Origin of the sequence: Mesorhizobium sp. B2-6-4 (genome assembly GCF_006441495.1) — a bacterium.
In the GTDB taxonomy this organism is placed as follows: domain Bacteria; phylum Pseudomonadota; class Alphaproteobacteria; order Rhizobiales; family Rhizobiaceae; genus Mesorhizobium.
In genome coordinates this window covers 142,120-165,227 of sequence record NZ_VFUE01000004.1, presented here as the reverse complement: position 1 = coordinate 165,227, position 23,108 = coordinate 142,120, and the positions used below count along the sequence as shown (strand labels likewise).

The 23,108-nt window shown below is 61.3% G+C and carries 22 protein-coding genes and 1 pseudogene; 20 read left to right on the top strand and 3 right to left on the bottom strand.

Annotation, left to right across the window (positions count from 1 at the left end; all coding sequences use genetic code 11):
- Positions 1 to 128 precede the first annotated feature (128 nt).
- The 6 genes from FJ426_RS31270 to FJ426_RS07350 all read left to right on the top strand — a co-directional run bounded on the left by FJ426_RS31270 (position 129) and on the right by FJ426_RS07350 (position 5,379).
- Entirely contained in the window at positions 129 to 359 is a 231-nt protein-coding gene (locus tag FJ426_RS31270; RefSeq protein ID WP_181176925.1) for a hypothetical protein, read from the top strand.
- 16 nt (positions 360 to 375) lie between these two features.
- The gene (locus tag FJ426_RS07370) at positions 376 to 822 is read left to right on the top strand and encodes a pyridoxamine 5'-phosphate oxidase family protein (protein WP_140825048.1); all 447 of its coding nucleotides are present in this window, start codon (positions 376 to 378) and stop codon (positions 820 to 822) included.
- Positions 823 to 960: 138 nt separating this feature from the next.
- Positions 961 to 1,608, top strand: coding sequence for a helix-turn-helix domain-containing protein (locus tag FJ426_RS07365; protein WP_140825046.1), 648 nt, complete (start codon positions 961 to 963; stop codon positions 1,606 to 1,608).
- Positions 1,609 to 1,767: 159 nt separating this feature from the next.
- Positions 1,768 to 2,736 (top strand): helix-turn-helix domain-containing protein, encoded by a 969-nt coding sequence (locus FJ426_RS07360; protein ID WP_140825045.1) that lies wholly within the window; start codon positions 1,768 to 1,770, stop codon positions 2,734 to 2,736.
- Between the two features lie 140 nt (positions 2,737 to 2,876).
- On the top strand, positions 2,877 to 4,394 hold the full coding sequence (adh, locus tag FJ426_RS07355) for an aldehyde dehydrogenase (RefSeq protein ID WP_140825043.1): 1,518 nt from the start codon (positions 2,877 to 2,879) through the stop codon (positions 4,392 to 4,394).
- A gap of 553 nt (positions 4,395 to 4,947) precedes the next feature.
- Positions 4,948 to 5,379 carry a potassium channel family protein gene (locus tag FJ426_RS07350; protein ID WP_140825042.1) on the top strand — a complete coding sequence of 144 codons (432 nt, stop codon included), beginning with the start codon at positions 4,948 to 4,950 and terminating at the stop codon, positions 5,377 to 5,379.
- A gap of 12 nt (positions 5,380 to 5,391) precedes the next feature.
- Here FJ426_RS07350 and hemN (FJ426_RS07345) read toward each other — a convergent pair whose 3' ends face one another.
- Positions 5,392 to 6,741, bottom strand: coding sequence for an oxygen-independent coproporphyrinogen III oxidase (hemN, locus tag FJ426_RS07345; protein ID WP_140825038.1), 1,350 nt, complete (start codon positions 6,739 to 6,741; stop codon positions 5,392 to 5,394).
- Between the two features lie 156 nt (positions 6,742 to 6,897).
- Between hemN (FJ426_RS07345) and FJ426_RS07340 the strand changes: the two genes are divergently transcribed.
- Positions 6,898 to 7,626 (top strand): Crp/Fnr family transcriptional regulator, encoded by a 729-nt coding sequence (locus tag FJ426_RS07340; protein WP_140825034.1) that lies wholly within the window; start codon positions 6,898 to 6,900, stop codon positions 7,624 to 7,626.
- 21 nt (positions 7,627 to 7,647) lie between these two features.
- Here the strand turns inward: FJ426_RS07340 and FJ426_RS07335 are convergent, their stop codons facing one another.
- On the bottom strand, positions 7,648 to 8,058 hold the full coding sequence (locus FJ426_RS07335; protein ID WP_140825151.1) for a hemerythrin domain-containing protein: 411 nt from the start codon (positions 8,056 to 8,058) through the stop codon (positions 7,648 to 7,650).
- A gap of 250 nt (positions 8,059 to 8,308) precedes the next feature.
- On the opposite strand from FJ426_RS07335, the gene ccoN (FJ426_RS07330) reads away from it, so the two are divergent.
- The 11 genes and pseudogenes from ccoN (FJ426_RS07330) to FJ426_RS07280 form a co-directional block, all read left to right on the top strand.
- The gene (gene ccoN / locus FJ426_RS07330; protein WP_140825030.1) at positions 8,309 to 9,919 is read left to right on the top strand and encodes a cytochrome-c oxidase, cbb3-type subunit I; all 1,611 of its coding nucleotides are present in this window, start codon (positions 8,309 to 8,311) and stop codon (positions 9,917 to 9,919) included.
- 11 nt (positions 9,920 to 9,930) lie between these two features.
- Complete coding sequence (gene ccoO / locus FJ426_RS07325; protein WP_140825024.1) at positions 9,931 to 10,662, top strand: cytochrome-c oxidase, cbb3-type subunit II; 732 nt, start codon at positions 9,931 to 9,933, stop codon at positions 10,660 to 10,662.
- 12 nt (positions 10,663 to 10,674) lie between these two features.
- Positions 10,675 to 10,824 (top strand): CcoQ/FixQ family Cbb3-type cytochrome c oxidase assembly chaperone, encoded by a 150-nt coding sequence (locus FJ426_RS07320; protein WP_023759205.1) that lies wholly within the window; start codon positions 10,675 to 10,677, stop codon positions 10,822 to 10,824.
- Between the two features lie 2 nt (positions 10,825 to 10,826).
- The gene (gene ccoP / locus FJ426_RS07315; RefSeq protein ID WP_140825021.1) at positions 10,827 to 11,690 is read left to right on the top strand and encodes a cytochrome-c oxidase, cbb3-type subunit III; all 864 of its coding nucleotides are present in this window, start codon (positions 10,827 to 10,829) and stop codon (positions 11,688 to 11,690) included.
- A 173-nt stretch (positions 11,691 to 11,863) separates the two neighbouring features.
- Positions 11,864 to 13,423 carry a cytochrome c oxidase accessory protein CcoG gene (ccoG, locus tag FJ426_RS07310; RefSeq protein WP_140825018.1) on the top strand — a complete coding sequence of 520 codons (1,560 nt, stop codon included), beginning with the start codon at positions 11,864 to 11,866 and terminating at the stop codon, positions 13,421 to 13,423.
- Positions 13,420 to 13,917, top strand: a complete 498-nt coding sequence (locus tag FJ426_RS07305) for a FixH family protein (protein ID WP_140825014.1) — start codon at positions 13,420 to 13,422, stop codon at positions 13,915 to 13,917. The genes ccoG and FJ426_RS07305 overlap by 4 nt, the downstream gene beginning before the upstream one ends.
- Positions 13,914 to 16,220: a cation-translocating P-type ATPase gene (locus FJ426_RS07300; protein WP_140825009.1), complete on the top strand. Its 2,307-nt coding sequence runs from the start codon at positions 13,914 to 13,916 to the stop codon at positions 16,218 to 16,220. The genes FJ426_RS07305 and FJ426_RS07300 overlap by 4 nt, the downstream gene beginning before the upstream one ends.
- Complete coding sequence (gene ccoS, locus FJ426_RS07295) at positions 16,217 to 16,378, top strand: cbb3-type cytochrome oxidase assembly protein CcoS (protein WP_013897073.1); 162 nt, start codon at positions 16,217 to 16,219, stop codon at positions 16,376 to 16,378. Before FJ426_RS07300 ends, ccoS begins: the two co-directional genes overlap by 4 nt.
- 201 nt (positions 16,379 to 16,579) lie before the next feature.
- Positions 16,580 to 17,686: a copper-containing nitrite reductase gene (gene nirK / locus FJ426_RS07290; protein ID WP_140825005.1), complete on the top strand. Its 1,107-nt coding sequence runs from the start codon at positions 16,580 to 16,582 to the stop codon at positions 17,684 to 17,686.
- 52 nt (positions 17,687 to 17,738) lie between these two features.
- Positions 17,739 to 18,608 (top strand): SUMF1/EgtB/PvdO family nonheme iron enzyme, encoded by an 870-nt coding sequence (locus FJ426_RS07285; RefSeq protein ID WP_140825001.1) that lies wholly within the window; start codon positions 17,739 to 17,741, stop codon positions 18,606 to 18,608.
- Between the two features lie 622 nt (positions 18,609 to 19,230).
- Positions 19,231 to 19,473, top strand: a pseudogene (locus tag FJ426_RS07280) (protein norD); the annotation flags it as partial.
- Positions 19,474 to 19,548: 75 nt separating this feature from the next.
- Here FJ426_RS07280 and hemN (FJ426_RS07275) read toward each other — a convergent pair.
- Entirely contained in the window at positions 19,549 to 20,901 is a 1,353-nt protein-coding gene (gene hemN, locus FJ426_RS07275) for an oxygen-independent coproporphyrinogen III oxidase (RefSeq protein ID WP_140824997.1), read from the bottom strand.
- A 164-nt stretch (positions 20,902 to 21,065) separates the two neighbouring features.
- Between hemN (FJ426_RS07275) and FJ426_RS32000 the strand changes: the two genes are divergently transcribed.
- Positions 21,066 to 21,200: a hypothetical protein gene (locus tag FJ426_RS32000; RefSeq protein ID WP_281405483.1), complete on the top strand. Its 135-nt coding sequence runs from the start codon at positions 21,066 to 21,068 to the stop codon at positions 21,198 to 21,200.
- Between the two features lie 247 nt (positions 21,201 to 21,447).
- Positions 21,448 to 23,103, top strand: a complete 1,656-nt coding sequence (gene ccoN / locus FJ426_RS07270) for a cytochrome-c oxidase, cbb3-type subunit I (RefSeq protein ID WP_140824993.1) — start codon at positions 21,448 to 21,450, stop codon at positions 23,101 to 23,103.
- Positions 23,104 to 23,108: the final 5 nt, after the last annotated feature.

Below are 23,108 nucleotides of genomic sequence, written 5' to 3'. Positions count from 1 at the left end.
TTGCCGTCGTCTGTCGGCACTATCTTCGACTGCCAGTAGCGCCAATGGGTCGGGCGGATATCGACGCGCACGCCAGTCCCGGCGTGCTTCCAACCCTGCCGGCCTTTTATACAGGGAAATACGAGCGCATGTTCGCCGTCCTCGTCGAAGACGGCGAGTTCGAGTTCGCGACCAAACGGAGCGCTGAGGATCGGCTTCCACATCTCCCCATGATTGGGGAAAGCGGCGAGCAGCGCCTTGATTTAAATCATTTTCCGAAATTGCCGCTTATGCCGCTGCGGGCGAGCGGCAAGCCTGCCTTGATCGCGATCAATGACAGCCCAGGCGGCTGGGCCAACAGTCTGTGGGACGATCAATAAACTCAGGAGATCACACATGCTGATCCGCACATTATCCGCCCTGGAATGCACGAAATTGCTGACCGCCAACCGTGTCGGTCATCTGGCATGCGCGAAGGATGGGCAGCCCTACGTGGTGCCGGTGCACTATGCACACGCCGACAATCATCTCTACGCGTTTTCCATGCCCGGCAAGAAGATCGACTGGATGCGTGCCAATCCCCTGGTGTCCGTCCAGGTGAGTGAACGCGGCCAGGGCCGAGGCTGGAGAAGCGTCGTCGTCGATGGCCGATATGAGGAACTGCCGGACCGGATTGGCCACAAGCTCGAGCGCGACCATGCATGGTCGGTGTTGAGCAAGCATGCCGATTGGTGGGAGCCCGGCGCCCTCAAGCCAGTCATGCCTCCGGTGTCGGACAGCGCACCCCACGTTTTCTTCCGTATCTCGATCGAACAGGTGTCGGGCCGCGAAGCAAGTGAATAGCTGTCTTCACTGCGGCGACCAGCGCTGGACCGATTCAGGAGGAGCGGCTCTAGGTAGTTTCCCGTAGGGACATAACCGAATTTCGCGCCTCGCGGATTTGCGCGATTGCTGTGTCACGGATCAACCGGGAAAACAGCCATGCACGCCTACGCCGCCTCCAGAATTTCGCTGCCGTCACGGTCTACCCTGCCCAACCTGCCGGAGGCTTTCGAGCCCGCACCGCTGCAACCACTCAGCTTCTATCCCGCAGGCGCGGAAATCTACGCCCAGGGCGAAAAGGCCGGAGCCTTCTACCAGGTGGAATTCGGCGCCGTCCGCGTCTACCGCCTGCTTGCTGACGGCCGCCGGCAGATCAGTGCCTTTCACCTCGCCGGAGAGACATTCGGCTTCGAAGCCGACACAACGCACCATTTCTTTGCTGAAGCGATCAATTCCACCGGTGTCCGCGTCTTCCGCCTCACAGCTGGAGCGGACATGTCCCATCAGTTGCTGCCCCTGGCGCTCAAGGGGTTGACCAGAGCCCAGGAACACCTGCTGGTCCTCGGTCGCCAGAGCGCCATCGAACGCGTCGCCGCGTTCCTGATCGACCTGGCGGAGCGCCAGGGCGGATTGCGGCAGGTCGAACTTCCGATGTCGCGCATGGACATCGGCGATTATCTCGGCCTCACCATCGAGACGGTATCGCGGATCTTCACCCGGCTGAAGGACAAGGGCGTCATCCGCCTGCTCAGCCTACGCAGCATTGAAATCGTCAGGCATGATGCGCTTCATGCGATGAACGAATGAGTTGCGCTCCGGCTCCTAGATGGTTCTAGCACTTCAGACCAATTGACAGCGGGGCACCAAGACCAAGATAGCTGCGCGGAGGACATCTATTTTTTTGCCGCTGGAGGACTGAGGAAACAGCGGGCAAGTCTATCGGCGTTCAGGCTTCGGGAGGAAGGCATGGACCGGCACATGGCCACTTTGCATGCGGACCGTGTTCAAGCATCGATCGCATCGGATGCCGCTGCAAAATCGGCGCTGGTCGCTTCGTGGCGGCGCTCGGCCTCGTTGCACAGGCTTGATCCTGCAGGCCAGAAATCACCCCGGCGGTTGACGGACATCGAATTGAGCGTCGCCCGGCAGAAGGTCGAGCCTCTGCTCGCTGCCGCCCAGTCCAGTCTCGACAGGCTCTATCTTGCCGTCGGCGGTGTCGGCTGCTGCGTGTTGCTGGCTGATCGCGATGGTGTCCCGGTCGATCGCCGTGGCGCACCGGTCGACGACGAGACCTTTCATTCCTGGGGCCTGTGGACCGGCTCGGTGTGGAGTGAACACAGCGAGGGCACCAACGGCATCGGAACGTGCCTGGTTGAGCAGCGCGCACTCACCATCCACCGTGATCAGCATTTCTTCACCCGCAACACGCTGCTCAGTTGCACCACGGCACCAGTCTACGATCATCTGGGCAACCTCGTCGCCGCGCTCGACGTGTCGTCCTGCCGGGCCGACCTGACGGAGAGCTTCGTCAATCTCATCGCAATGGCCGTCAATGAAGCAACCCGCCGTATCGAGGCCGACAATTTCCGCATGGCGTTTCCGAAGGCGCGCATCCTGCTGGCGCCGGTTGCCGACAGGAGCACGGGCGCGCTGGTGGCGGTCGATGCCGACGATCTCGTGGTCGGGGCGACCCGCGCCGCGCGGCTGGCGCTTGGCATCACGCCGGATTGCCTGGCGAAGCCGTTGCCCGCCGCCGACCTCCTGGGCGACGCGCCGGCGGCATCGGAAGACTTGACGGAAGCCGAGCGTTCCGCCATCCAGCGCGCGCTTGCCCGGTCAGAAGGCAACGTTTCCGCAGCCGCGCAGAACCTCGGCATCTCTCGCGCCACGCTGCATCGCAAACTCGCCCGGTTCGGCATCCGCCGCCCACATTGATGTTCGCGCCCCAACCTGTAGCAGTTTTGCGACAGGTCGGCCTGGTCCGGCGCCCGGACGGGGCTGACATTGCGGCATCCATCCTGCAACGCTTTCAACCAGAACGTCCGCATCTCGCGGCGTCGCTTCGGGAGGAAGACATGAACAAGGTAGAATTTTCGCGCGCGGTCAAGGTCCCCTTTGCCAAGCGCTATGGCAACTTCATCGGCGGCAAATGGGCCGAGCCTCGCGCCGGCCGGTACTTTGACAATCATTCGCCGGTGAACGGCCAGCTGTTGTGCGAAGTCGCTCGTTCCGACGCCGCCGATATCGAAGCCGCGCTCGATGCCGCGCATGCCGCCAAGAACGCCTGGGGCCGCACCAGCGTTGCCGAGCGTGCGCTGATCCTCAACCGCATCGCCGACCGCATGGAGGACAATCTAGACCTCCTCGCCCTCGCCGAGACTTGGGACAATGGCAAGCCGATCCGCGAAACGACCGCCGCCGATGTGCCGCTCGCCGTCGATCATTTCCGCTATTTCGCCGGCGCACTGCGCAGCCAGGAGGGCAGCCTCTCCCAGATCGACGACGACACCGTTGCCTATCACTTTCACGAGCCTCTCGGCGTGGTTGGCCAGATCATTCCCTGGAACTTCCCGCTGCTGATGGCGTGCTGGAAGCTGGCGCCCGCGATTGCCGCCGGCAACTGCGTGGTGCTGAAGCCGGCCGAGCAGACGCCGGCCTCGATCCTTCTCTGGGCCGATCTGATCGGCGATCTTCTGCCGCCAGGGGTCCTGAACATCGTCAACGGCCTCGGCCTTGAAGCCGGCAAGCCGCTGGCGTCGTCGCCGCGCATCGCCAAGATTGCCTTCACCGGTGAGACGAGCACGGGCCGGCTGATCATGCAATATGCCGGCCAGAACCTTATCCCGGTAACCCTCGAACTCGGTGGCAAGTCGCCCAACATCTTCTTCCAGGATGTGCTCGCGGAAGACGACGAATTCTTCGACAAGGCAGTCGAGGGCTTCGTCATGTTCGCGTTCAACCAGGGTGAGGTCTGCACTTGCCCGAGCCGTGCACTGATCCACGAGTCGATCTACGACCGCTTCATGGAGACGGCGCTGAAGCGCGTCCAGGCGATCGTGCAGGGCGATCCGCTCGATCCGGCCACCATGCTCGGCGCGCAGGCGTCCTCAGAGCAGCTCGAAAAGATCTTGAGCTACTTCGACATCGGCCGCCAGGAAGGTGCCGAGGTGCTGACCGGCGGCGGCCGCGCCGAACTGCCGGGTGACCTTGCCGGCGGCTATTACGTACAGCCGACCGTGTTCAAGGGCCACAACAAGATGCGCGTGTTCCAGGAGGAAATCTTTGGGCCAGTGGTCTCCGTCACCACCTTCAAGGAAGACGAAGAGGCGCTGTCGATCGCCAACGACACCCTCTACGGCCTCGGCGCCGGTATCTGGAGCCGTGATGCAAATCGCTGCTACCGCTTCGGTCGCGCCATCCAGGCGGGCCGCGTCTGGACCAACTGCTACCACGCCTATCCGGCGCACGCCGCGTTTGGCGGTTACAAGCAGTCCGGCATTGGCCGCGAGACCCACAAGATGATGCTCGACCACTATCAGCAGACCAAGAATATGCTGGTCAGCTACAGCCCGAAGAAACTCGGCTTCTTCTGATCACTCCAGCGCTCTGTCACAGCGGCGAGGTCCGTCTGGACCGCGCTGCTGTGCAGATCTTCTTTAGCGTTGTGCCAGATGGCCGCAGGTTTAGGAAGAAGCTCAGCCGTCAGGAATCACGGCCGTTCGCATGGTCCCGAGGATTACACGAACATTATGAGCCCAAGGCGCACTCGGTCTCGCCGGCGCAGATGATGCATGTGATCGCGCGGCGCACCCGAGAGACAGAGTCGCGAAGCGAGGGGGCAGCAGGCGTTCCGACTACTTCTTCGCCCGAAGACACCACGCTTCATCCTGAGCGCTTCATCCCCTTCGTCAGCTCCTTGGCGCGCTCCGTTTGATGGTCAATTGCCAGCCAAGCACGGATGGGCGGGGTGTACCGTCGCGGTACTGGTGAGCGGTGCCGGCCCATCGCAAGAACGGAGATGGGGGCAATCCCCAGCTTTTTCTACATGCATATGACACGCACATTCAACGGTCGCGGTTTGCAGCATACCATGAAGGATTTGATCTCGCACAAGGACCAAGGCTTCTGGATGGCTACGTTCCGCGCATGGTCCTCAATCTGCTCATCGGCACCATCGTCATAAGTCTGACGGTCTTGGTCCATACGTTTGGTCTGATCGCCGTCACGCATGCGATGGGATACCTGGTCGCCCGGTTTCGCATGCATGGGCGCCGCAGCCGGATCGTTGCGATGATCAGTGTGGTGATGGGGCTCTTCGCTGTCATGACAGCGGAGGTATGGCTGTGGGCAGGGCTATACCGGTTGCTCGATATCTTCGCCGACTTCGAGACTGCACTCTATTTTTCGACCATCACCTTTTCGACGGTCGGCTACGGCGACATCGTGCCCGCTCACGCATGGCGCGTGCTGGCGGCGCTCGAGGGCGTGAACGGATTTCTTCTTATCGGCTGGTCGACCGCCTACCTGATCGCAGCGGGAACGCGCATCGGTCCATTCGAGGTGGGCAAGCATTTCTGAGCCGGACAGGACTCACACCGCCACCGAATGCCTGGCTTTGCCGGTTTCGAGATATCTGTCGAACTTCGCCGCGATGCTTCTGACAAAGGGGCGGCTTTGCGGCGGCACGACGAAGCGGTCGCAATCAAGCTCGAGCAACCCGTCGGGATCGCGAAGCGCGATGGAACTTGCCTTCAGCAGAAGCCGTTGGCCGGCATCGCCAAAACGTTCAACCAGGTCGAGCGCGGAGAAGCCGAAATCACACATCAAACGCTCGATGATCCAGCCGCGGACACGATCATCTTCGGAAAGCGCGATACCGCGCACGGCGGCCAGGCCGCCCGCCTTGACCATGCGGCCGTATTCGGCGGTCGCCGGCATGTTTTGCAAATAGCCCTGCCGGAACCGGCTGATCGACGACGGGCCAAGTCCGATCAGCGTCTCGCAGCTATCCTCGGTGTAGCCCTGGAAGTTACGATGCAAGGCGCCCGTTCGGGCCGCGATCGCCAGTGCGTCGCCGGGTTTGGCAAAATGATCGAAGCCCACGGCTTCATATCCCGCCCGCAGCATCAGGCCAGCGGCGATCCGCGACTGGGCGAACCGTTCGACCGAATCCGGCAGCCAGGCTTCATCGATCATCGTCTGATGCTTCTTGAACCAGGGCACGTGCGCGTAGCCGAACAATGCAATCCGGTCCGGTTCCAGCGTCAGTGCCTGCGCGACGGTGGACGAGACGCTCTGCCTGGTCTGGTGCGGCAGGCCGTAGAGCAGATCCAGGTTCACGGAGCCGACGCCGCGCGAGCGGACTCCGTCGACGACTGTCTTGGTCAGCAGAAAGCTCTGCTCGCGGTTGATCGCCTGCTGTACCTTCGGATCGAAATCCTGGACGCCAAGGCTTGCCCGCGTCATGCCGATCTCGGCGAGTGCGTCGAGACGGGCATCGTCCATGTCGTTGGGTTCGATTTCGACGCTGATCATGGCATCCGGAAGAAAGTCGAAGCTGCCTCGCAATGCCGCACCCAGCGCCACCAGGTCCTGGGGCTTCAGCATCGTCGGAGAGCCGCCGCCGAAATGGACGGCGCGCACGCCGGCCTTGCCGCCGACGATACGCGCAATCGTGGCGATCTCGGCGTGCAACGAGCGCAGATAGGCGGTCACCGGTTCATAGTGACGTGTCTGCTTGGTGTGACAGGCGCAGAACCAGCAGAGCCTGTCGCAATAGGGGATATGCAAATAGAGCGAAATCTCGTCGCCGTTTTCGAGCGCCTCCAGCCAGCTTCGGCCGACAGCGGCATCGATCCCCGGATGGAAATGCGGCGCGGTCGGATAGCTGGTGTAGCGCGGTACGTTCTCGCCAAGCCTGGCAGCCAGTTCCGGTCGCATGTCGCCATCCGTTAGGTTTTGCATGGTCAAGAAAATGACCGTAACGGCACGCCAATGCCTTGATTTCGGTCAAAGCCCTTGCACCGGACAAACTGCCACAAGGCTTTTTCCATGGCTGATGCTATCTTGCCGGTACACTGGATCCTCGGAAGATCGATGACAGCACGTCAGGATATTCATAGCGCCGGCATTCCCGTGCTTTGCCAATCTTGCGAGGCAAGGCATCGCGGGGTCTGCGGTGCGCTTGCTCCCGACCAATTGGTCGGGCTGGCCAAGACCTCGTCGAAGCACACGATCGGACCGGGGGTGGAACTGATTGGCGACGCCGAGACCGTTGACAGCTATTCCAACGTGCTTTCCGGCGTGGTGAAGCTAACCAAAAGCCTTTCGGACGGACGCCAGCAGATTGTCGGGCTTCAGTTTGCCCCCGATTTTCTGGGGCGGCCGTTCAAGGTGGAAAGTGCGATCAACGCGGAAGCGGCAACGGCCGTCTCGCTGTGTTCGTTTCCAAGAGCGTCCATCGAAAGGATGATGGGGGAATCGCCGGAACTCGAGCATCGCCTGCTCAAACAGACACTGAACGAACTCGACGAGGCGCGCGACTGGATGGTGACGCTGGGGCGCAAGAGCGCCGCGGAGAAGGTGGCGAGCTTCCTGCTGATGATTGCCAGGAATATCGATCCGACGCTTGATCCAAACACCAATTCGACGAGTTTCGAGCTGCCGCTGACGCGCGCCGACATCGCCGATTTCCTCGGCCTGACGATCGAGACGGTGAGCCGCCAACTGACACGGCTGCGGACAGACGGCGTGATCCGGATCGAGAACAACCGGCATGTGAGCGTGGACAGCCTTGCCCGGTTGGCGAGCCGCTCCGGCGCCTAGGCACTTTCTTCCCTGAATTGCTCAGTCAACGATCCCGATCATCGGCAGGACGTGCTCACGCTCAAACGCGATGTGCCGGCGCAGGTTCTCGAACAGGCCGCGCAACATGAAACCGATGGCTTCGGGGTTCTGGACCGTTTCGCCGTGACCGATAGCCAACAGAATTTCGGTCACCTCACCGGCAAAGCATTCGTCCTCCATATGTTCGGCCCGCAATCGCCGGGTTGAGGCCGGGTTCGCATTGCCGCCGGACAAGGCCTCCTCGTAGGCCGGAAAAATGACCGTCTCTTCATATCGATGAATGTCGCGCAGCAGCGGAACGATCGCGTTGGCGGTCCCGAGACACTTCAGGCGATCGACGCTGGGCAAGGCGTCGGCTATCCCTTCCAGGGCGTCGCAGAGTTGCAGCTTTTCCCTGTGCGCGCGCTTCATCACCGCAGCCGGGAGCGCTTCCCTGCTGGATCGATCAGCCGGTGCGGGATTTTCATCGCCTGCTTCGAACAGCGACGATCCCGGCCCTTGCTTCCGGTTCAATGGCGGCCTCCGTCCGTTTGCAGACCACGTTGCCCAATCAGAAAGGGCTGAGCTTTGACATGGATCAAGGCGGCGGCCTGCCGGCTGCGGAATTGGTGTTGCCGCGGATTGGCGTCCGCGCATCGGAATCCGAAGTCGGGGGCATGTCATGAAGTTCGGCACACAAATCTTCGCCTTGGGGCTTTGTGCATTCGCGGCCCTGGTGGCCGCGGGCTTCGGCGTCGACGCGCCTTTCCGGCAGCATATGTGGGTGCTGTTCCTAGTGCTGCTCGGTTTTGTCGCCATCCTCATCCGCAACACGAATTTCGAAGTGGCCGCTCCGATCGACCCATCCGCCTACATGGATGGTCCAATCCGCTATGGCGCCATCGCCACCATGTTCTGGGGTGTCGTCGGCATGCTGGTCGGGGTGGTCATCGCGCTGCAGCTAGCCTACCCCGATCTCAACATCCAGCCCTGGTTCAATTTCGGCCGTTTGCGGCCGCTGCACACGTCGGGCGTCGTCTTCGCTTTCGGCGGCAACGCGCTGCTGTGCACGTCATTGTACGTCGTGCAACGTACCTGCCGCGCCCGCCTGTTCGGCGGTGATCTCGCCTGGTTCGTCTTCTGGGGCTACCAGCTTTTCATCGTAATGGCCGCGACAGGTTACCTGCTCGGCATCACCGAGAGCCGCGAATACGCCGAACCCGAATGGTATGTGGACATCTGGCTGACCATCGTCTGGGTCGCTTACCTCATCCTGTTCCTTGGCACGATCCTGAAGCGCAAGGAACCGCACATCTACGTCGCCAACTGGTTCTACCTGTCCTTCATCGTGACCATCGCGATGCTGCATGTGGTCAACAACCTTTCGATGCCGGCCTCTCTCCTCGGCTCCAAGAGCTACTCCGCCTTTTCCGGGGTCCAGGACGCGCTGACGCAATGGTGGTACGGCCACAACGCGGTCGGCTTCTTTCTCACGGCCGGCTTCCTTGGCATGATGTATTATTTCGTGCCCAAGCAGGCGAACCGTCCAGTCTATTCCTACCGGCTTTCGATCATCCATTTCTGGGCGATCATCTTTCTCTACATCTGGGCCGGGCCGCATCACCTGCACTATACCGCCCTGCCCGACTGGGCGCAGACGCTCGGCATGGTGTTCTCGATCATGCTGTGGATGCCGTCCTGGGGCGGCATGATCAATGGCCTGATGACGCTGTCCGGCGCCTGGGACAAGCTTCGCACCGACCCGATCATCCGCATGATGGTGATGGCCATCGCCTTCTACGGCATGTCGACCTTCGAAGGCCCGATGATGTCGATCAAGGCGGTCAACTCGCTATCGCATTATACCGACTGGACCATTGGTCACGTGCACTCCGGCGCGCTCGGCTGGGTCGGCATGATCTCGTTCGGCGCGATCTACTACATGGTGCCGAAGCTCTGGAACCGTAACCGGCTCTATTCGTTGCGGCTGGTTACCTGGCACTTCTGGCTGGCGACACTGGGGATCGTCGTCTACGCCGCCGTGATGTGGGTTTCCGGCGTCATGCAGGGCCTGATGTGGCGTGAATACGACGAGCAGGGCTTCCTGGTCTACTCCTTCGCCGAGACCGTCGCTGCCATGCACCCCTACTATGTCATGCGCGCCATCGGTGGAGCCATGTATCTCTCCGGCGCCATGATCATGGCCTGGAACATCGCCATGACGATCCTCGGATATCAGCGCGAGGAGCAGCCAATGCCCGGCTCCGTTCCCACCCTTCAGCCTGCCGAATAAGGAGCCAGAACATGGGCTTGATGGACAGACACGCAATCATCGAGAAGAATGCCACGCTTCTTCTCGTTGGCTCTCTTCTTGTGGTGACCGTCGGCGGCATCGTCGAGATCGCACCGCTCTTCTATCTCGACAACACGATCGAGAAGGTGGAAGGCATGCGCCCCTACTCGCCGCTCGAGCTTGTCGGGCGCAACATCTATGTGCGCGAGGGCTGCTACCTCTGCCACAGCCAGATGATCAGGCCGTTCCGCGACGAGGTCGAGCGCTACGGCCACTACAGCCTGGCGGCCGAGTCGATGTACGATCATCCTTTCCAGTGGGGATCGAAGCGCACCGGGCCGGACCTCGCCCGGGTTGGCGACCGCTACTCGAATGTATGGCACGTCGAGCACCTCACGGATCCGCGTTCGGTGGTGCCGGAATCGATCATGCCGAGCTACGCGTTCCTGAAGGACACGCCGATCGAGGTGAAGGATTTCTCGACGCATCTGGTCGCCAACAGGCGTGTCGGTGTTCCCTACAACGATGACATGATTGCGCATGCCAATGCAGATTTGATGACGCAGGCTGATCCCAACGCCGACACATCCGGCCTCGAGGCCCGCTACCCCAAAGCCAAGATCGGCGACTTCGACGGCACCCCGCAGCAGGTCACCGAGATGGATGCCCTCGTCGCCTATCTTCAGATGCTCGGCACGCTGGTCGATTTCAAGAACTATGACGAGGCCGCCGGCTACCGCTGAGGAGTTTTATCCATGGATTACAATTTGATGCGAGAATTTGCGGACAGCTGGGGTCTGGTCGCCATGGCGCTGTTCTTTGTTGGCGCAATTGCCTTCGCGCTCCGCCCCGGCAGCCGCAAACTGGCCGATGAAGCTGCCCGGATTCCCCTTGAGGACGAGTGATCATGAGCGACGAGCACATCGATGAAATCTCTGGCGTCTCGACCACCGGCCACGAATGGGACGGCATCCGGGAGCTGAACAACCCGCTTCCGCGCTGGTGGGTCGTAACGTTCTACGTCACCATTGTCTGGGCAATCGGCTACACCATCGCCTATCCGGCATGGCCGCTGCTGCACTCGGCGACAACGGGTGTTCTCGGCTATTCGAGCCGCAACGACGTCAAGAACGAGCTAGCGGCGGCGGAAGCAGCGAAGGACAAATACGTCGCGGCTGTGGAGTCGAAAAGCGTCTCCGAAATCGGCGCGGACGATGCCTTGCGGGAATTCGCAGTCGCGGCCGGCGGCGCCGCATTCAAGGTCAACTGCACGCAGTGCCACGGCTCCGGCGCCCAGGGTTCCAAGGGATTTCCCAACCTCAACGACGACGACTGGCTGTGGGGCGGCAAGGCCGAACAGATCCAGCAGACGATCACGCACGGCATCCGCTTCGCTTCAGATCCGGACACGCGCCTGTCGGAAATGCCGGCCTTCGGTGACATCATCACCGCCGACCAGATCGCCCAGGTCAGCGCCTACGTTGCCAGCCTGTCCGGCAAGGTCCGCGATGCAACTCTTATTCAACCCGGCGCCAAGGTCTTCGCCGAAAACTGCGTCGCCTGTCACGGCGACAATGCGAAAGGCAACAGGGAACTCGGCGCGCCCGACCTGACCGACGCGATCTGGCTTTACGGGTCGGGCGAGACGGCAATCGGCGACCAGGTTCGCGCACCGAAGCAGGGCGTGATGCCTGCATGGGGCGCGCGTCTCGGCGAGACCAAGGTCAAGGAGTTAGCGGTCTACATCCATTCGCTCGGCGGTGGGGAATAGGTCGGGGGCCCTATTTCCTGCCCTTCACCGCCTGAGGGACGAGGCCCGGCCAGTCCGGGCCTCGATCTTTTCGGCATTCGCCGATTGACCTGCATCAACGCGGGTCGGTCCATGCGGCGGCAATGTTGCCCGGCGCGCTCAAAATCACAGTCTGCGCGCAAGTGGAGATAGTCGTGCTGGACAAGACGCAGGTAGAACGGCTGGAAGCCGAGGCGGTCAATTCCGCCAAGACCCGTCAGCCCCTCTACGCCGCGCGCAAGAAGATCTTCCCAAAGCGCGCCTCGGGCAGCTTTCGGCGCTTCAAATGGCTGGTGATGGCGATCACGCTTGGCATCTACTACCTGACGCCGTGGCTGCGTTGGGATCGCGGTCCATTTGCTCCGGACCAGGCCGTGCTGCTCGATGTTGCCAATCGGCGCTTCTACTTCTTCTTCATCGAGATATGGCCCCAGGAATTCTTCTACGTGGCCGGTCTCCTGGTCATGGCCGGCGTTGGACTTTTCCTGATTACCTCGACTGTCGGCCGTGCCTGGTGCGGCTATGCATGTCCGCAAACCGTATGGGTCGATCTGTTCCTTGTCGTCGAACGTGCGGTCGAGGGGGACCGCAACGCCCGCATGAAACTTGACGCTGGTCCCTGGACCGCCCGCAAGCTGATGCTGCGCGTATCGAAGCACGCCGTCTGGCTGGTCATCGGTGCAGCGACCGGCGGCGCCTGGATTTTCTATTTCGCTGATGCACCGACACTTGTGGGCGAGCTTTTCACCGGTGCCGCCGCGCCTGTCGCCTATATCACCGTCGCCGTGTTGACGGCGACCACCTACACGTTCGGCGGCCTGATGCGCGAACAGGTCTGCACCTACATGTGCCCATGGCCGCGCATCCAGGCAGCCATGCTCGACGAGAATTCGCTCACCGTCACCTACAATGACTGGCGCGGCGAACCGCGCTCGCGTCACGCCAAGAAGGTGCAAGCCGCAGGGCAGTCCGTCGGCGACTGCGTCGACTGCAATGCCTGCGTTGCGGTCTGCCCAATGGGGATCGACATTCGCGACGGCCAGCAGCTCGAATGCATTACCTGCGCGCTGTGTATCGACGCCTGCGACGGCGTCATGGACAAGCTCGGCAAGGAGCGCGGGCTGATCTCCTACGCGACGCTCTCCGACTACAACGCCAACATGATGCTGGCGACCGCAGGCGGCTCCAGTTCAATCGATCCGTCGCTGGTCAGGACTGCCGTCGGCACATTCTCCGATCAGGTGGCGCATTTTCACATTCGCAAGATCTTCCGGCCGCGCACCTACGTCTACATGGGCCTGTGGTCGCTGATCGGGCTGGGCCTGCTCTATTCGCTGCTGACGCGCGATCGGCTCGAACTGAACGTGCTGCATGACCGCAATCCGCAATTCGTCACGCTATCCGATGGCTCCATCCGCAACGGCTATACCGTCAAGCTGCTCAACATGATCCCCGAGCCGAGGACGATCGTCGTCACCATGCAGGGCCTTGAAGGCGCTGACATGGTCGTCGTCGGCGACGACATCCCGGCCGGCCGGTCTTTCGCCGTCCCGGTCGAACCCGACCGCCTGAAAACGTTGAAGGTCTTCGTTCGCCAGCCGGCGGACCAGATCCACGCCCCGGCACAGACCTTCAAGTTCCGTGTCGAGGACAGAGCCAGCTTCGAGTCGAACGAGTACACCGCCACATTCAACGCGCCAGAGGCCGCCAAATGACCGCCAATGCCCAAAAGCCTCGCGAATTCACCGGCAGGCACATGCTGGCCGTCATTCTCACCTTTTTCGGGGTGGTCATCGCGGTCAACCTGACCATGGCCACGCTTGCCAATACGAGTTGGACCGGCCTCGTCGTCGAAAACACCTATGTGGCCAGCCAGCAATTCAACAAGGAGGCCGAGGCCGGCCGCGCCCAAGCAGCGCTCGGTTGGACCGGCAAGCTGACCATCGCATGGGGCGAAGTCCGCTACGGCCTCTCCGACGCAGCCGGCAAGCCGGTTCCTCTGCACGGCGTCAAGGTGCTGTTTCGTCATCCCGCCTACGAGAAAGAGGACGAGTCCGTCACGCTCGCCCTCGCCTCAGGCCAGGAATTCGCAGCGCAGCATATGCCGAAGGACGGCGTCTGGATCGTCGAAGTCGACGCCGATGCCGGCCTGGCACGACCCTATCGCGACGTCCGCAGGATGATGATTTCTCATGGAGCGCTGCAGTGAGCTGTTGTGCACCGGGCGCTGAAATGGCGCTGGATCTGAACGGCGCCACATCGGTCCTGCCATCCAGCCAGGAGATCAGGTTGGCGAGCCGATCGCTTGGCGACGATCTTCGGCAGACCGACCTTTCAGTGCCGACGGTTCATTGCGCCGCCTGCATCCGGACGATCGAAGCGGCACTTGGAAGGCTCGATCACGTCGAAAGCGCGCGCGTCAACCTGTCGACGAAACGGGTCGCGGTCCGGTGGCGTGGAGACGAGGTGCCACCCTTCGTCGTCGCGCTTGGCAGGCTGGGCTACGAGGCGCATCTGTTCGCACCCGAGATCGACGACAAGGACAAGACGCTTGCCGAACTGATCCGCGCCGTCGCTGTTGCCGGCTTTGCGGCGGGCAACATCATGCTGCTTTCGGTTTCGGTCTGGTCCGGCGCCGAAGGTGCTACCCGCGACCTGTTTCACTGGGTCTCGGCGCTGATCGCCATTCCTGCCCTCGCCTTCGCCGGCGGCATCTTCTTCCGCTCGGCCTGGAATGCCTTGCGTCATGGCCGCATGAATATGGACGTGCCCATCGCGGTCGGTGTTTCGCTCGCCTACGCCATGAGCCTTTATGAGACGATCAATCATGGCGACCACGCCTATTTCGACGCGTCGGTATCATTGCTGTTCTTCCTCTTGATCGGACGCACGCTGGATCATGTGATGCGGGAGCGTGCCCGGACCGCCGTGAAGGGCCTGTCTCAGCTGGCCGCGCGTGGCGCCATGGTGCTGCGCGGCGATGGCGCGCGCGACTATCTGCCGGTCGGCGAGATCGAACCAGGCATGCGGTTGTTGATCGCGGCCGGTGAGAGGATCCCCGTCGACGGCAAGATCATCCAGGGAACGTCGGATCTCGACTGCTCGCTGGCCTCAGGCGAAAGCACGCCGAAAAACGTGGCGCCGGGCGAAGCGGTACAGGCCGGCGTGCTCAATCTTACCGGCCCGCTGACGATTGAGGCGACAGCCGCCGCAAAGGATTCGTTCCTGGCGGAAATGGTCCGGTTGATGGAGGCCGCCGAGGGCGGCCGCGCGCAATATCGCCGTATCGCCGACCGCGTTTCAGCGCTTTATGCCCCGGTGGTCCATCTCACGGCGTTTGTGACATTCCTGGGCTGGATAGCGGCGACCGGCGACTGGCATCGGGCGATGACGATCGCCATCGCCGTCCTCATCATCACATGCCCGTGCGCGCTTGGCCTCGCGGTGCCGATCGTGCAGGTGGTCGCCGCAAGGCGCCTGTTCGAGAACGGCATCATGGTCAAGGACGGCTCCGCCATGGAACGCCTGGCAAGTGTGGACATTGCGGTGTTCGACAAGACCGGAACGCTGACGCTTGGCCAGCCCCGGCTCGTCAACGCGCCGTCGATCGATCCCGCCATGCTGGCAGTCGCAGCCGACCTGGCGGCGCACTCGCGTCATCCATTTTCAAAGGCCATAGCCGGCTATGCCATTCCTGGCGGGCAGCTCACGTTCGATGCCGTCACCGAGCATCCGGGATTCGGAATCGAGGCCACCGACGCGGGAAGTACCTGGCGTGCGGGAAGTACCTGGCGACTGGGCCGACGCGGATGGGCTGGCTGGAAGGCTCGAACCGGCGGTGAAGGCAAACACGGCTACGGCGGAACGGTCCTGACGAGAAACGGGATGATTGCCGCATCCTTCGTTTTCGAGGATGCATTGCGCGCCGACGCCAGAGCGGCCATCGATCAATTGAGCGACGCCGGGGTTCCCGTGGAAATGCTGTCAGGCGATACCGCGGCAGCCTGTGCCGAGGTTGCGAAGTCACTCGGAGTAGACGACTTCGTCCCGTGCCTGCTGCCATCCGGCAAGCTCGAACGCATCGAAACCCTCGCAAAAGTTGGGCACAAGGTTCTGATGGTTGGCGACGGCCTCAACGACACGCCTGCGCTGAGCGCAGCGCATGTCTCCATCGCACCGGCCACCGCCGCCGATGTTGGCCGCAACGCCGCGGATTTCGTCTTCCTGCGTGAAAGCCTCGTGGCGGTGCCGCTCGCGCTGGACGTCTCGCGCAAGGCAGGAAGCCTGATCCGGCAGAACATCGCAATCGCAATCGTCTACAATACGGTGGCAGTACCGATCGCCATACTTGGGCACGTCACGCCCTTGATAGCGGCAATTGCCATGTCCGCTTCATCACTGCTTGTCATCGGAAATGCGTTGCGACTACGAACCGCCGAGCCCATTTCACAGGCAAAAAATGTTCGCCGTGACAGGCCGTCCGACTTCAACGAACTGGCCCGGTCGTCATGACCACCCTCACCTATCTCATACCCGTCGCTCTCTTTCTTGGCGCGCTTGGCTTGGGCGGCTTCCTGTGGGCGTTGAAAAGTGGCCAGTATGAAGATCTCGACGGTGCAGCCGAGCGAATTCTCATCGATCCAGAAGAGAAAAAGCGTCCACTGATCTAAGATAATCGTTGGTGACAGCTCTCCTTTGGAGAAGACCGAGACACCAACCTCTCCACCTCAATCTTGGTGCGCGAGATCGTTGTATTCCAGGCTGTTATTTCTCCGATTAATGCCCATCAATTTGCGCCAGCGCAAAGAAACCCTGCGTCAGGTCCTGTAGCTTTCTTCTCATCCGCAACGGTCGAGACACAGGAGATTGACATGATCACGCGACGCGAAGCCCTCTTCGGAGCAGCGCTCGGCGCTGCCGCCGTTGCGGCACTGCCGGCATTGTCGGCAACGGTCACAAAGGCGGAGATCCGCGGGCTGCCGCGTGAAAAGATCACGCTCGTGGCACCGCCTTTTGTGCATCCGCATGACCAGATCGCCAAGGGCGAGCCGAAGATCGTCGAGTTCACCATGACGATCGAGGAAAAACCTGTCGTCATCGATGCCGACGGCACAAAGCTCAACGCGATGACCTACAACGGCTCGATCCCGGGCCCGCTAATGATCGTGCACCAGGACGACTACCTCGAGCTGACGCTCATCAATCCCGACACCAACTCGCTGGCCCACAACATCGATTTCCACGCCGCGACCGGCGGCCTGGGTGGCGGCGGCCTGACCTTGGTCAATCCGGGCGAACAGGTGACCCTGCGCTTCAAGGCGACGCGGACGGGAACGTTTGTCTATCACTGCGCCCCTGGCGGCGCGATGATCCCTTGGCACGTCGTGTCCGGCATGAACGGTGCCGTCATGGTGCTGCCGCGCGACGGGCTGAGGAACGACAAGGGCGAACCGGTCAAGTACGACAAGATCTTCTACATCGGCGAGAGTGACTTCTACATTCCGCGCGACGAGAAGGGCAATTTCAAAAGCTACGAATCCGCCGGCGACGGCTACGATGACACGGTCAAGGTGATGCGTGGGCTTATTCCGACCCATGTGGTGTTCAACGGCAAGGTCGGATCCCTGACCGGCGACAACGCCATGAAGTCTAAGGTCGGCGAAACGGTGCTCATCGTCCATTCTCAGGCCAATCGCGATACGCGGCCGCATTTGATCGGCGGCCATGGCGATTATGTCTGGGAGCTAGGCAAATTCGCCAACCCGCCGGCCAAGGATTTGGAAACCTGGTTCATCCGCGGCGGCTCGGCGGGCTCGGCGCTCTATACGTTCCTGCAGCCGGGTGTCTACGCCTACGTCAATCACAATCTGATTGAGGCTGTGGAACTCGGAGCGACCGCTCACTTCATGGTCGAAGGCGAGTGGGATGACGACCTGATGACGCAGGTCGAGGCGCCCAAGCCCATAGCCACCAACTGACGGCACTCCAATTTGCCCGGACAGCGTCGCTGTCCGGGCATGGACAAAAGCCATGTCTCTTTTCATCCTGAAGGTACTGCCGGTCGCCCTGGCCGCCGCTGCTGTTCCGGTAGGGCTCTCGCTGCAGGCGGTCTTCGGGGATCGACAACCCCACCCCATCGCGATGACTGTTGTCTTGCTTTCCGGTTCGATCATCTATCCGACTCCGGGCGAGTTCCTGAAAGAGGGACGCCCGCAAGGCAATCCCCGCCTCAAGCGGCAACTCGACAGACCTCTCGAAATCATGGCCTACCAAGTCGGCGCGGCCGACTATGCGGACTGCGTATCGGCTGGAAGCTGTCAGCCGGCTCAGGAGACGCGCGCGATCCCGAGCAATGCTCCCGTCACTGGAATAAGCTATCTCGATGCGAATGCCTACGCCCGGTGGTATTCGCAAGTGACCGGCGACCAATGGCGGCTGCCATCCGACGAAGAGTGGGCCTTTGCCGCTGCTGAGCGGTTCGCAGGCGAATTCGAGGGTGTCGAAAACGATGACAACAACCCCGCCAGACGTTGGCTCACCAGCTACCAGGCAGAGCTTGACCTCAATCGCAAACCGGACCCGTTGCCGAGGAGCCGTGGTTCTTTCGGTTTCAATTCCCTGGGCCTCGCCGACCTTTCCGGCAATGTCTGGGAGTGGACTTCGACCTGCTATATCCGCACCACGTTGGCTGCGGATGGAAGCGGTGTTGCGAGTTCGGTCGACAATTGCGGCGTCCACGTCCTTGAAGGGCTTCACAGAGCCTACATGTCGAACTTCGTCAGTGACGGGAAAAGCGGAGGCTGTGCCGTTGGTATGCCTCCCGACAATCTGGGATTCAGATTGGTCCGGGACCATTCGGGGTGGGCTAGCCGGATCCTTGGCTGGCTTGGCATCGTCTGAAAGCAGGAATAGCGGGCCACCCCTTCTCGACCGACGCGGGTCCGCCCTACCCTCACCGTGCCTTGGGGCGCCAGCAGCGGCAGGCCTTGCACAGGTGCATGACGCTGTGGGGCTTCGCTTTGACGAACCGCTTGTCCTGAAGCGCAGATCCTGACCGTCCCAGCCCTCGGGATTGAACCTGGGGCAGCAGCCGGTCGTGTTGACGTCGTCGTCGTATCGGGGCGTTGCATTCGTCTGCATGGTCGTCCCCTGGTTGGATCGACCCACCCAACAGGCGACGCCCCCATCGATTCTTGTCAACATGCCCGGGATTGCGGTTGATGCGCATCAAGGCGGATCGAGGGGTGCCTGTTAGCTAAAACCATCTAACGAGCGGACGGCGTGCCAAATTCTCAAACGAGCACACGAAGCTCTACCACTACGCGCCCTACGAGCCTGGGGCTCTGAAGCGGCTGATGGGTCGCTATGCAACGCGCGAAGAAGAATTCGACAGCATGCTGCGGTCGAAGCTGTTCGTCGATCTTTAAGGGACAGCCCTCGCCGTCCGATTGAGGTTCGGCATTCCTACTGGTTGAAGAAAAGCACTGCCGCGATCGCGATCGAAACGAGGATCGCGGATGCTGTGCTGACCGATGGAAAGCCCAATGACATCGATCACTATGAAGGTCGGTTCGCGCTAGAAGATAGCCGCCGCGCCGTCATCGAGGCGCGCCGCAGCGGCCTTGGCGTCTTCGGCGTAACAGTCGACAGGGAGGCCAAATCCTACGTTCCGGCGCTGTTCGGGCAGAACGGCTACGCCGTGGTCGGCAACATTGCAAAGCTGCCGGCCGCGCTTCCCGCCATCTACCGCAGTCTTGCCGGTTAGAGTTGAGGTGGGGGGCTCAAAATGTCCGGCGCCACGGCACCGGACATTTTTTGGTCGTCCGTGCGGTTCGGCGGATTACGCCGCCTTGCTGTGTGTGCGGTTCGACTGCTCGATATAGGCATCGAAAGCCGCTGCAACCGCCCTGATGACGAAGCGATGGTTCTGGCTGACGCGGACCACGCCGTCCCTAACGTCGAGCACGCCGTCGCGCTCGAGTTCCGCCAGCTTGTCATTGCCGCCGAGAAGTTGTGACGGCTCGAAGCCGTGAGCCTTACAGATCGCCGGGATATCGGCGCCGAAATCGCACATCAGCCGTTCGATGATCTCGGCTCGCACCCTGTCCTCTTCGGTCAGCCGGTAACCCTTGGCCGTCGCCAGACGCCCGGAGGCGATCTGCTGGGCGTAGAGGCCCGGCGCGACCTCGTTCTGCGCATAGCCTTTTTTCATGTGGCCGATTGCCGAAGCGCCGAAACCTATCAACGTATCGCAATTGTCGGCGGTATAGCCTTGGAAGTCGCGTCTCAGCCTGCCCGCTTCCTGCGCCTGCACGAGGTCGTCTCCGGGCAGCGCGAAGTGGTCGAGGCCGATCTGCCTGTAGCCTGCGGTAACCAACGTCTCGGCAATCGCTCCGGCCTGCTCGTTGCGCGCAACCGCATCGGGTAGGACGGTTTCATCAATCATCCGCTGGTGCTTCTTGAACGTTGGAATGTGCGCGTAGCCGAACACGGCGAAGCGACCCGGCAGCATGGCGATTGCCGCATAGGCTGTATCGACGCAGGACTGCACCGTCTGGTGTGGCAGGCCGTAGATCAGATCGAAATTAATGCCGCCGACACCGGCACTGCGGAGACGGTCGGCGGCCTCGGCCGTCTGCTTCTCGCTCTGGATGCGATTGATGGCCTTCTGCACCACCGGATCGAAGCTCTGGACGCCGAGACTCGCGCGGCTGACACCCGCAGCACCCAAGGCATGGGCCATCTCGGCCGTAAGCCCGCGCGGGTCGATCTCAACGGCGACCCCGGTCATGTCGGAGAAAGCAAAGTGCTTCCGCATGAGTGCCATCAGCGCAAGGAACTCGGCCGGGGAAATGATGGTTGGCGTGCCGCCGCCGAAATGCACTTCGCCCACCGGCAAGCGGTCCGGAACTCGCGCGGCAACCATGCTGATTTCCTCGCGCAGCACGCTAAGATAGTCGCGAATTGGGCGGTCCTGTCGGGTTATCGTCGTATGGCAGCCGCAATACCAGCACATCGACCGACAGAACGGAATGTGCAGATATAGCGAGACGGGATCGCTTTGTGGCAAGTTGTCGAGCCAGTCTCGATACGCATCGGCATCAACCGCAGCGGAGAACCGCGGCGCTGTTGGGTAGCTGGTGTAGCGCGGCAGGCGTGCTTCGCCATATTTAGCCAGAATTGAAGTCTGCAACGGAGTTCTCCTGACAATTCATGTGGCCACTCCTAGCCGTAGTCAGGTCGCTGTTCTTTGTTCTATGCCAAATTCGCACCAAACATTGCACGAGGGGTGCCGTCACCCGTGAACGCCTCGGACTGCAGCTTGTCTCCCTCCGCTAATGAGGCTATCTGTCAATTATGGCGGAAAGCACCGACTATCACAAAGACTTAACTGCGACACTCGCCTTTGTCTTTGGCGCGATCGTGATGGTTGCCAGCATCAGTTCGTTGTTGCTGACTCTTTTAGCCATCGCCGGCATCCATCTCATTTGATCTTTTGGTGAGGACGAGCGCGCGCAAGTGCGTGCGTTGACGGACGCGAAGGCTGCTGTTGTTCTCGGCCATTGACCGCCTGTCCCGGCCCGAATGCAATGAAAGGCCCTTCAGGAGACTCGAAATACCGTGCGCAAGACACGGGTCCGACCAAGCGAAAGCACTTCTTGATAATGCCTGCCTGAACTGCAATCCTGACGGCGAGGCGGCTTGCATCGAATAATCATTCTCCGAGGAGGCATCGACTTTGGTCACGCAGCTAACCTCAAGCGAACGCCAATACTCGGCAGGCATACTTCTTCTCGTCGGACTGATGGGCTTGACGATGGCCGCGCTCGGCAAATCTGACCCGATCGGCGTGCACGGTGTCATCGTCATGGTGTTCAGCGGCGCGCTCCTCTATCTGGTGCTGTCGGCATTTTACGCACCGGAACCGCAGATAGACCGGCTGGCGAGCTACTATGACGATCCGATCAAGGTAGGCATCGTGTTGTCGATGGCCTGGGCCGTATTCGGGATGTTCATGGGGGTTTGGATCGCCGCCCAACTCGCGTGGCCGAATCTCGCCTTCGATGCAGCCTGGTCGACCTTTGGGCGGATGCGGCCGACCCACACGACCGGCGTGATCTTCGGATTCGGCGGCAACGCGTTGATCGCCACTTCCTTCCATGTCGTCCAGCGGACCTCGCGAGCCCGGCTGGCAGGCCAGATCAGTCCTTGGTTCGTCCTCTTCGGATTCAACCTTTTTTGCGTCATTGCGGTCACCGGCTACTTCATGGGAGTGACACAGTCGAAGGAGTATGCCGAGCCAGAATGGTACGCCGACCTGTGGCTGGTCATCGTTTGGGTGACTTATTTTCTGCTCTATGTCCGCACGCTCGCGCGGCGCAAGGAGCCACACATTTACGTCGCCAACTGGTACTATATGGCCTTCATAGTGGTCGTAGCGGTCCTGCACATCGTCAACAACCTAGCCGTGCCTGTCTCGCTCGGGCACGCCAAGAGCTACACCATCTGGTCAGGGGTGCAGGACGCAATGGTCCAGTGGTGGTATGGCCACAACGCCGTTGCTTTCTTTCTCACTGCCGGCTTCCTGGGTATGATGTATTACTACCTGCCGAAGCGTGCAGGACGGCCGATCTTCTCCTACAGGCTATCGATTCTCAGCTTCTGGGGCATCACATTCTTCTACATGTGGGCAGGCTCCCACCACCTCCATTATACGGCCTTGCCGCACTGGGTTCAGAACCTCGGAATGACGTTCTCCGTCATGCTTCTGGTTCCTTCCTGGGCCTCCGCTGGAAATGCACTACTTACCCTGAACGGTGCCTGGCACAAGGTTCGCGACGACGCGACGCTGCGCTTCATGATGGTTGCCGCCGTTTTCTACGGGCTTTCGACCTTCGAAGGCTCCTTCCTGGCTATTCGTCCAGTCAATTCGTTGTCGCACTATACGGACTGGACCGTTGGCCATGTGCATGCTGGAGCGCTCGGCTGGGTGGCGCTGATCACCTTTGGCTCGCTCTACACACTTGTACCCGCACTCTGGAAGCGGGAGCAGATGTATTCCGCCGCGCTGGTCGAGGTTCATTTTTGGCTCGCGCTGGCGGGCACCCTCATCTACGTCTTTGCCATGTGGAACTCGGGGATCATACAGGGCCTCATGTGGCGCACTTATACGGCGGACGGCTCGCTGGCTTATTCATTCGTCGATTCATTGGTGGCGATGTATCCCTACTACATCGCGCGTGCCTTTGGCGGTCTTCTGTTTCTGCTTGGCACGATGGTAGGCTGCTACAACATGTGGATGACCGCGACGGCTGCGCCGTTCATGACAGAAAGACAAGCTGATCTTCCCGATCCCGGGACCGCCTCCGGCATTGCCCCGAGGCCAGCGGAGTGACCCGA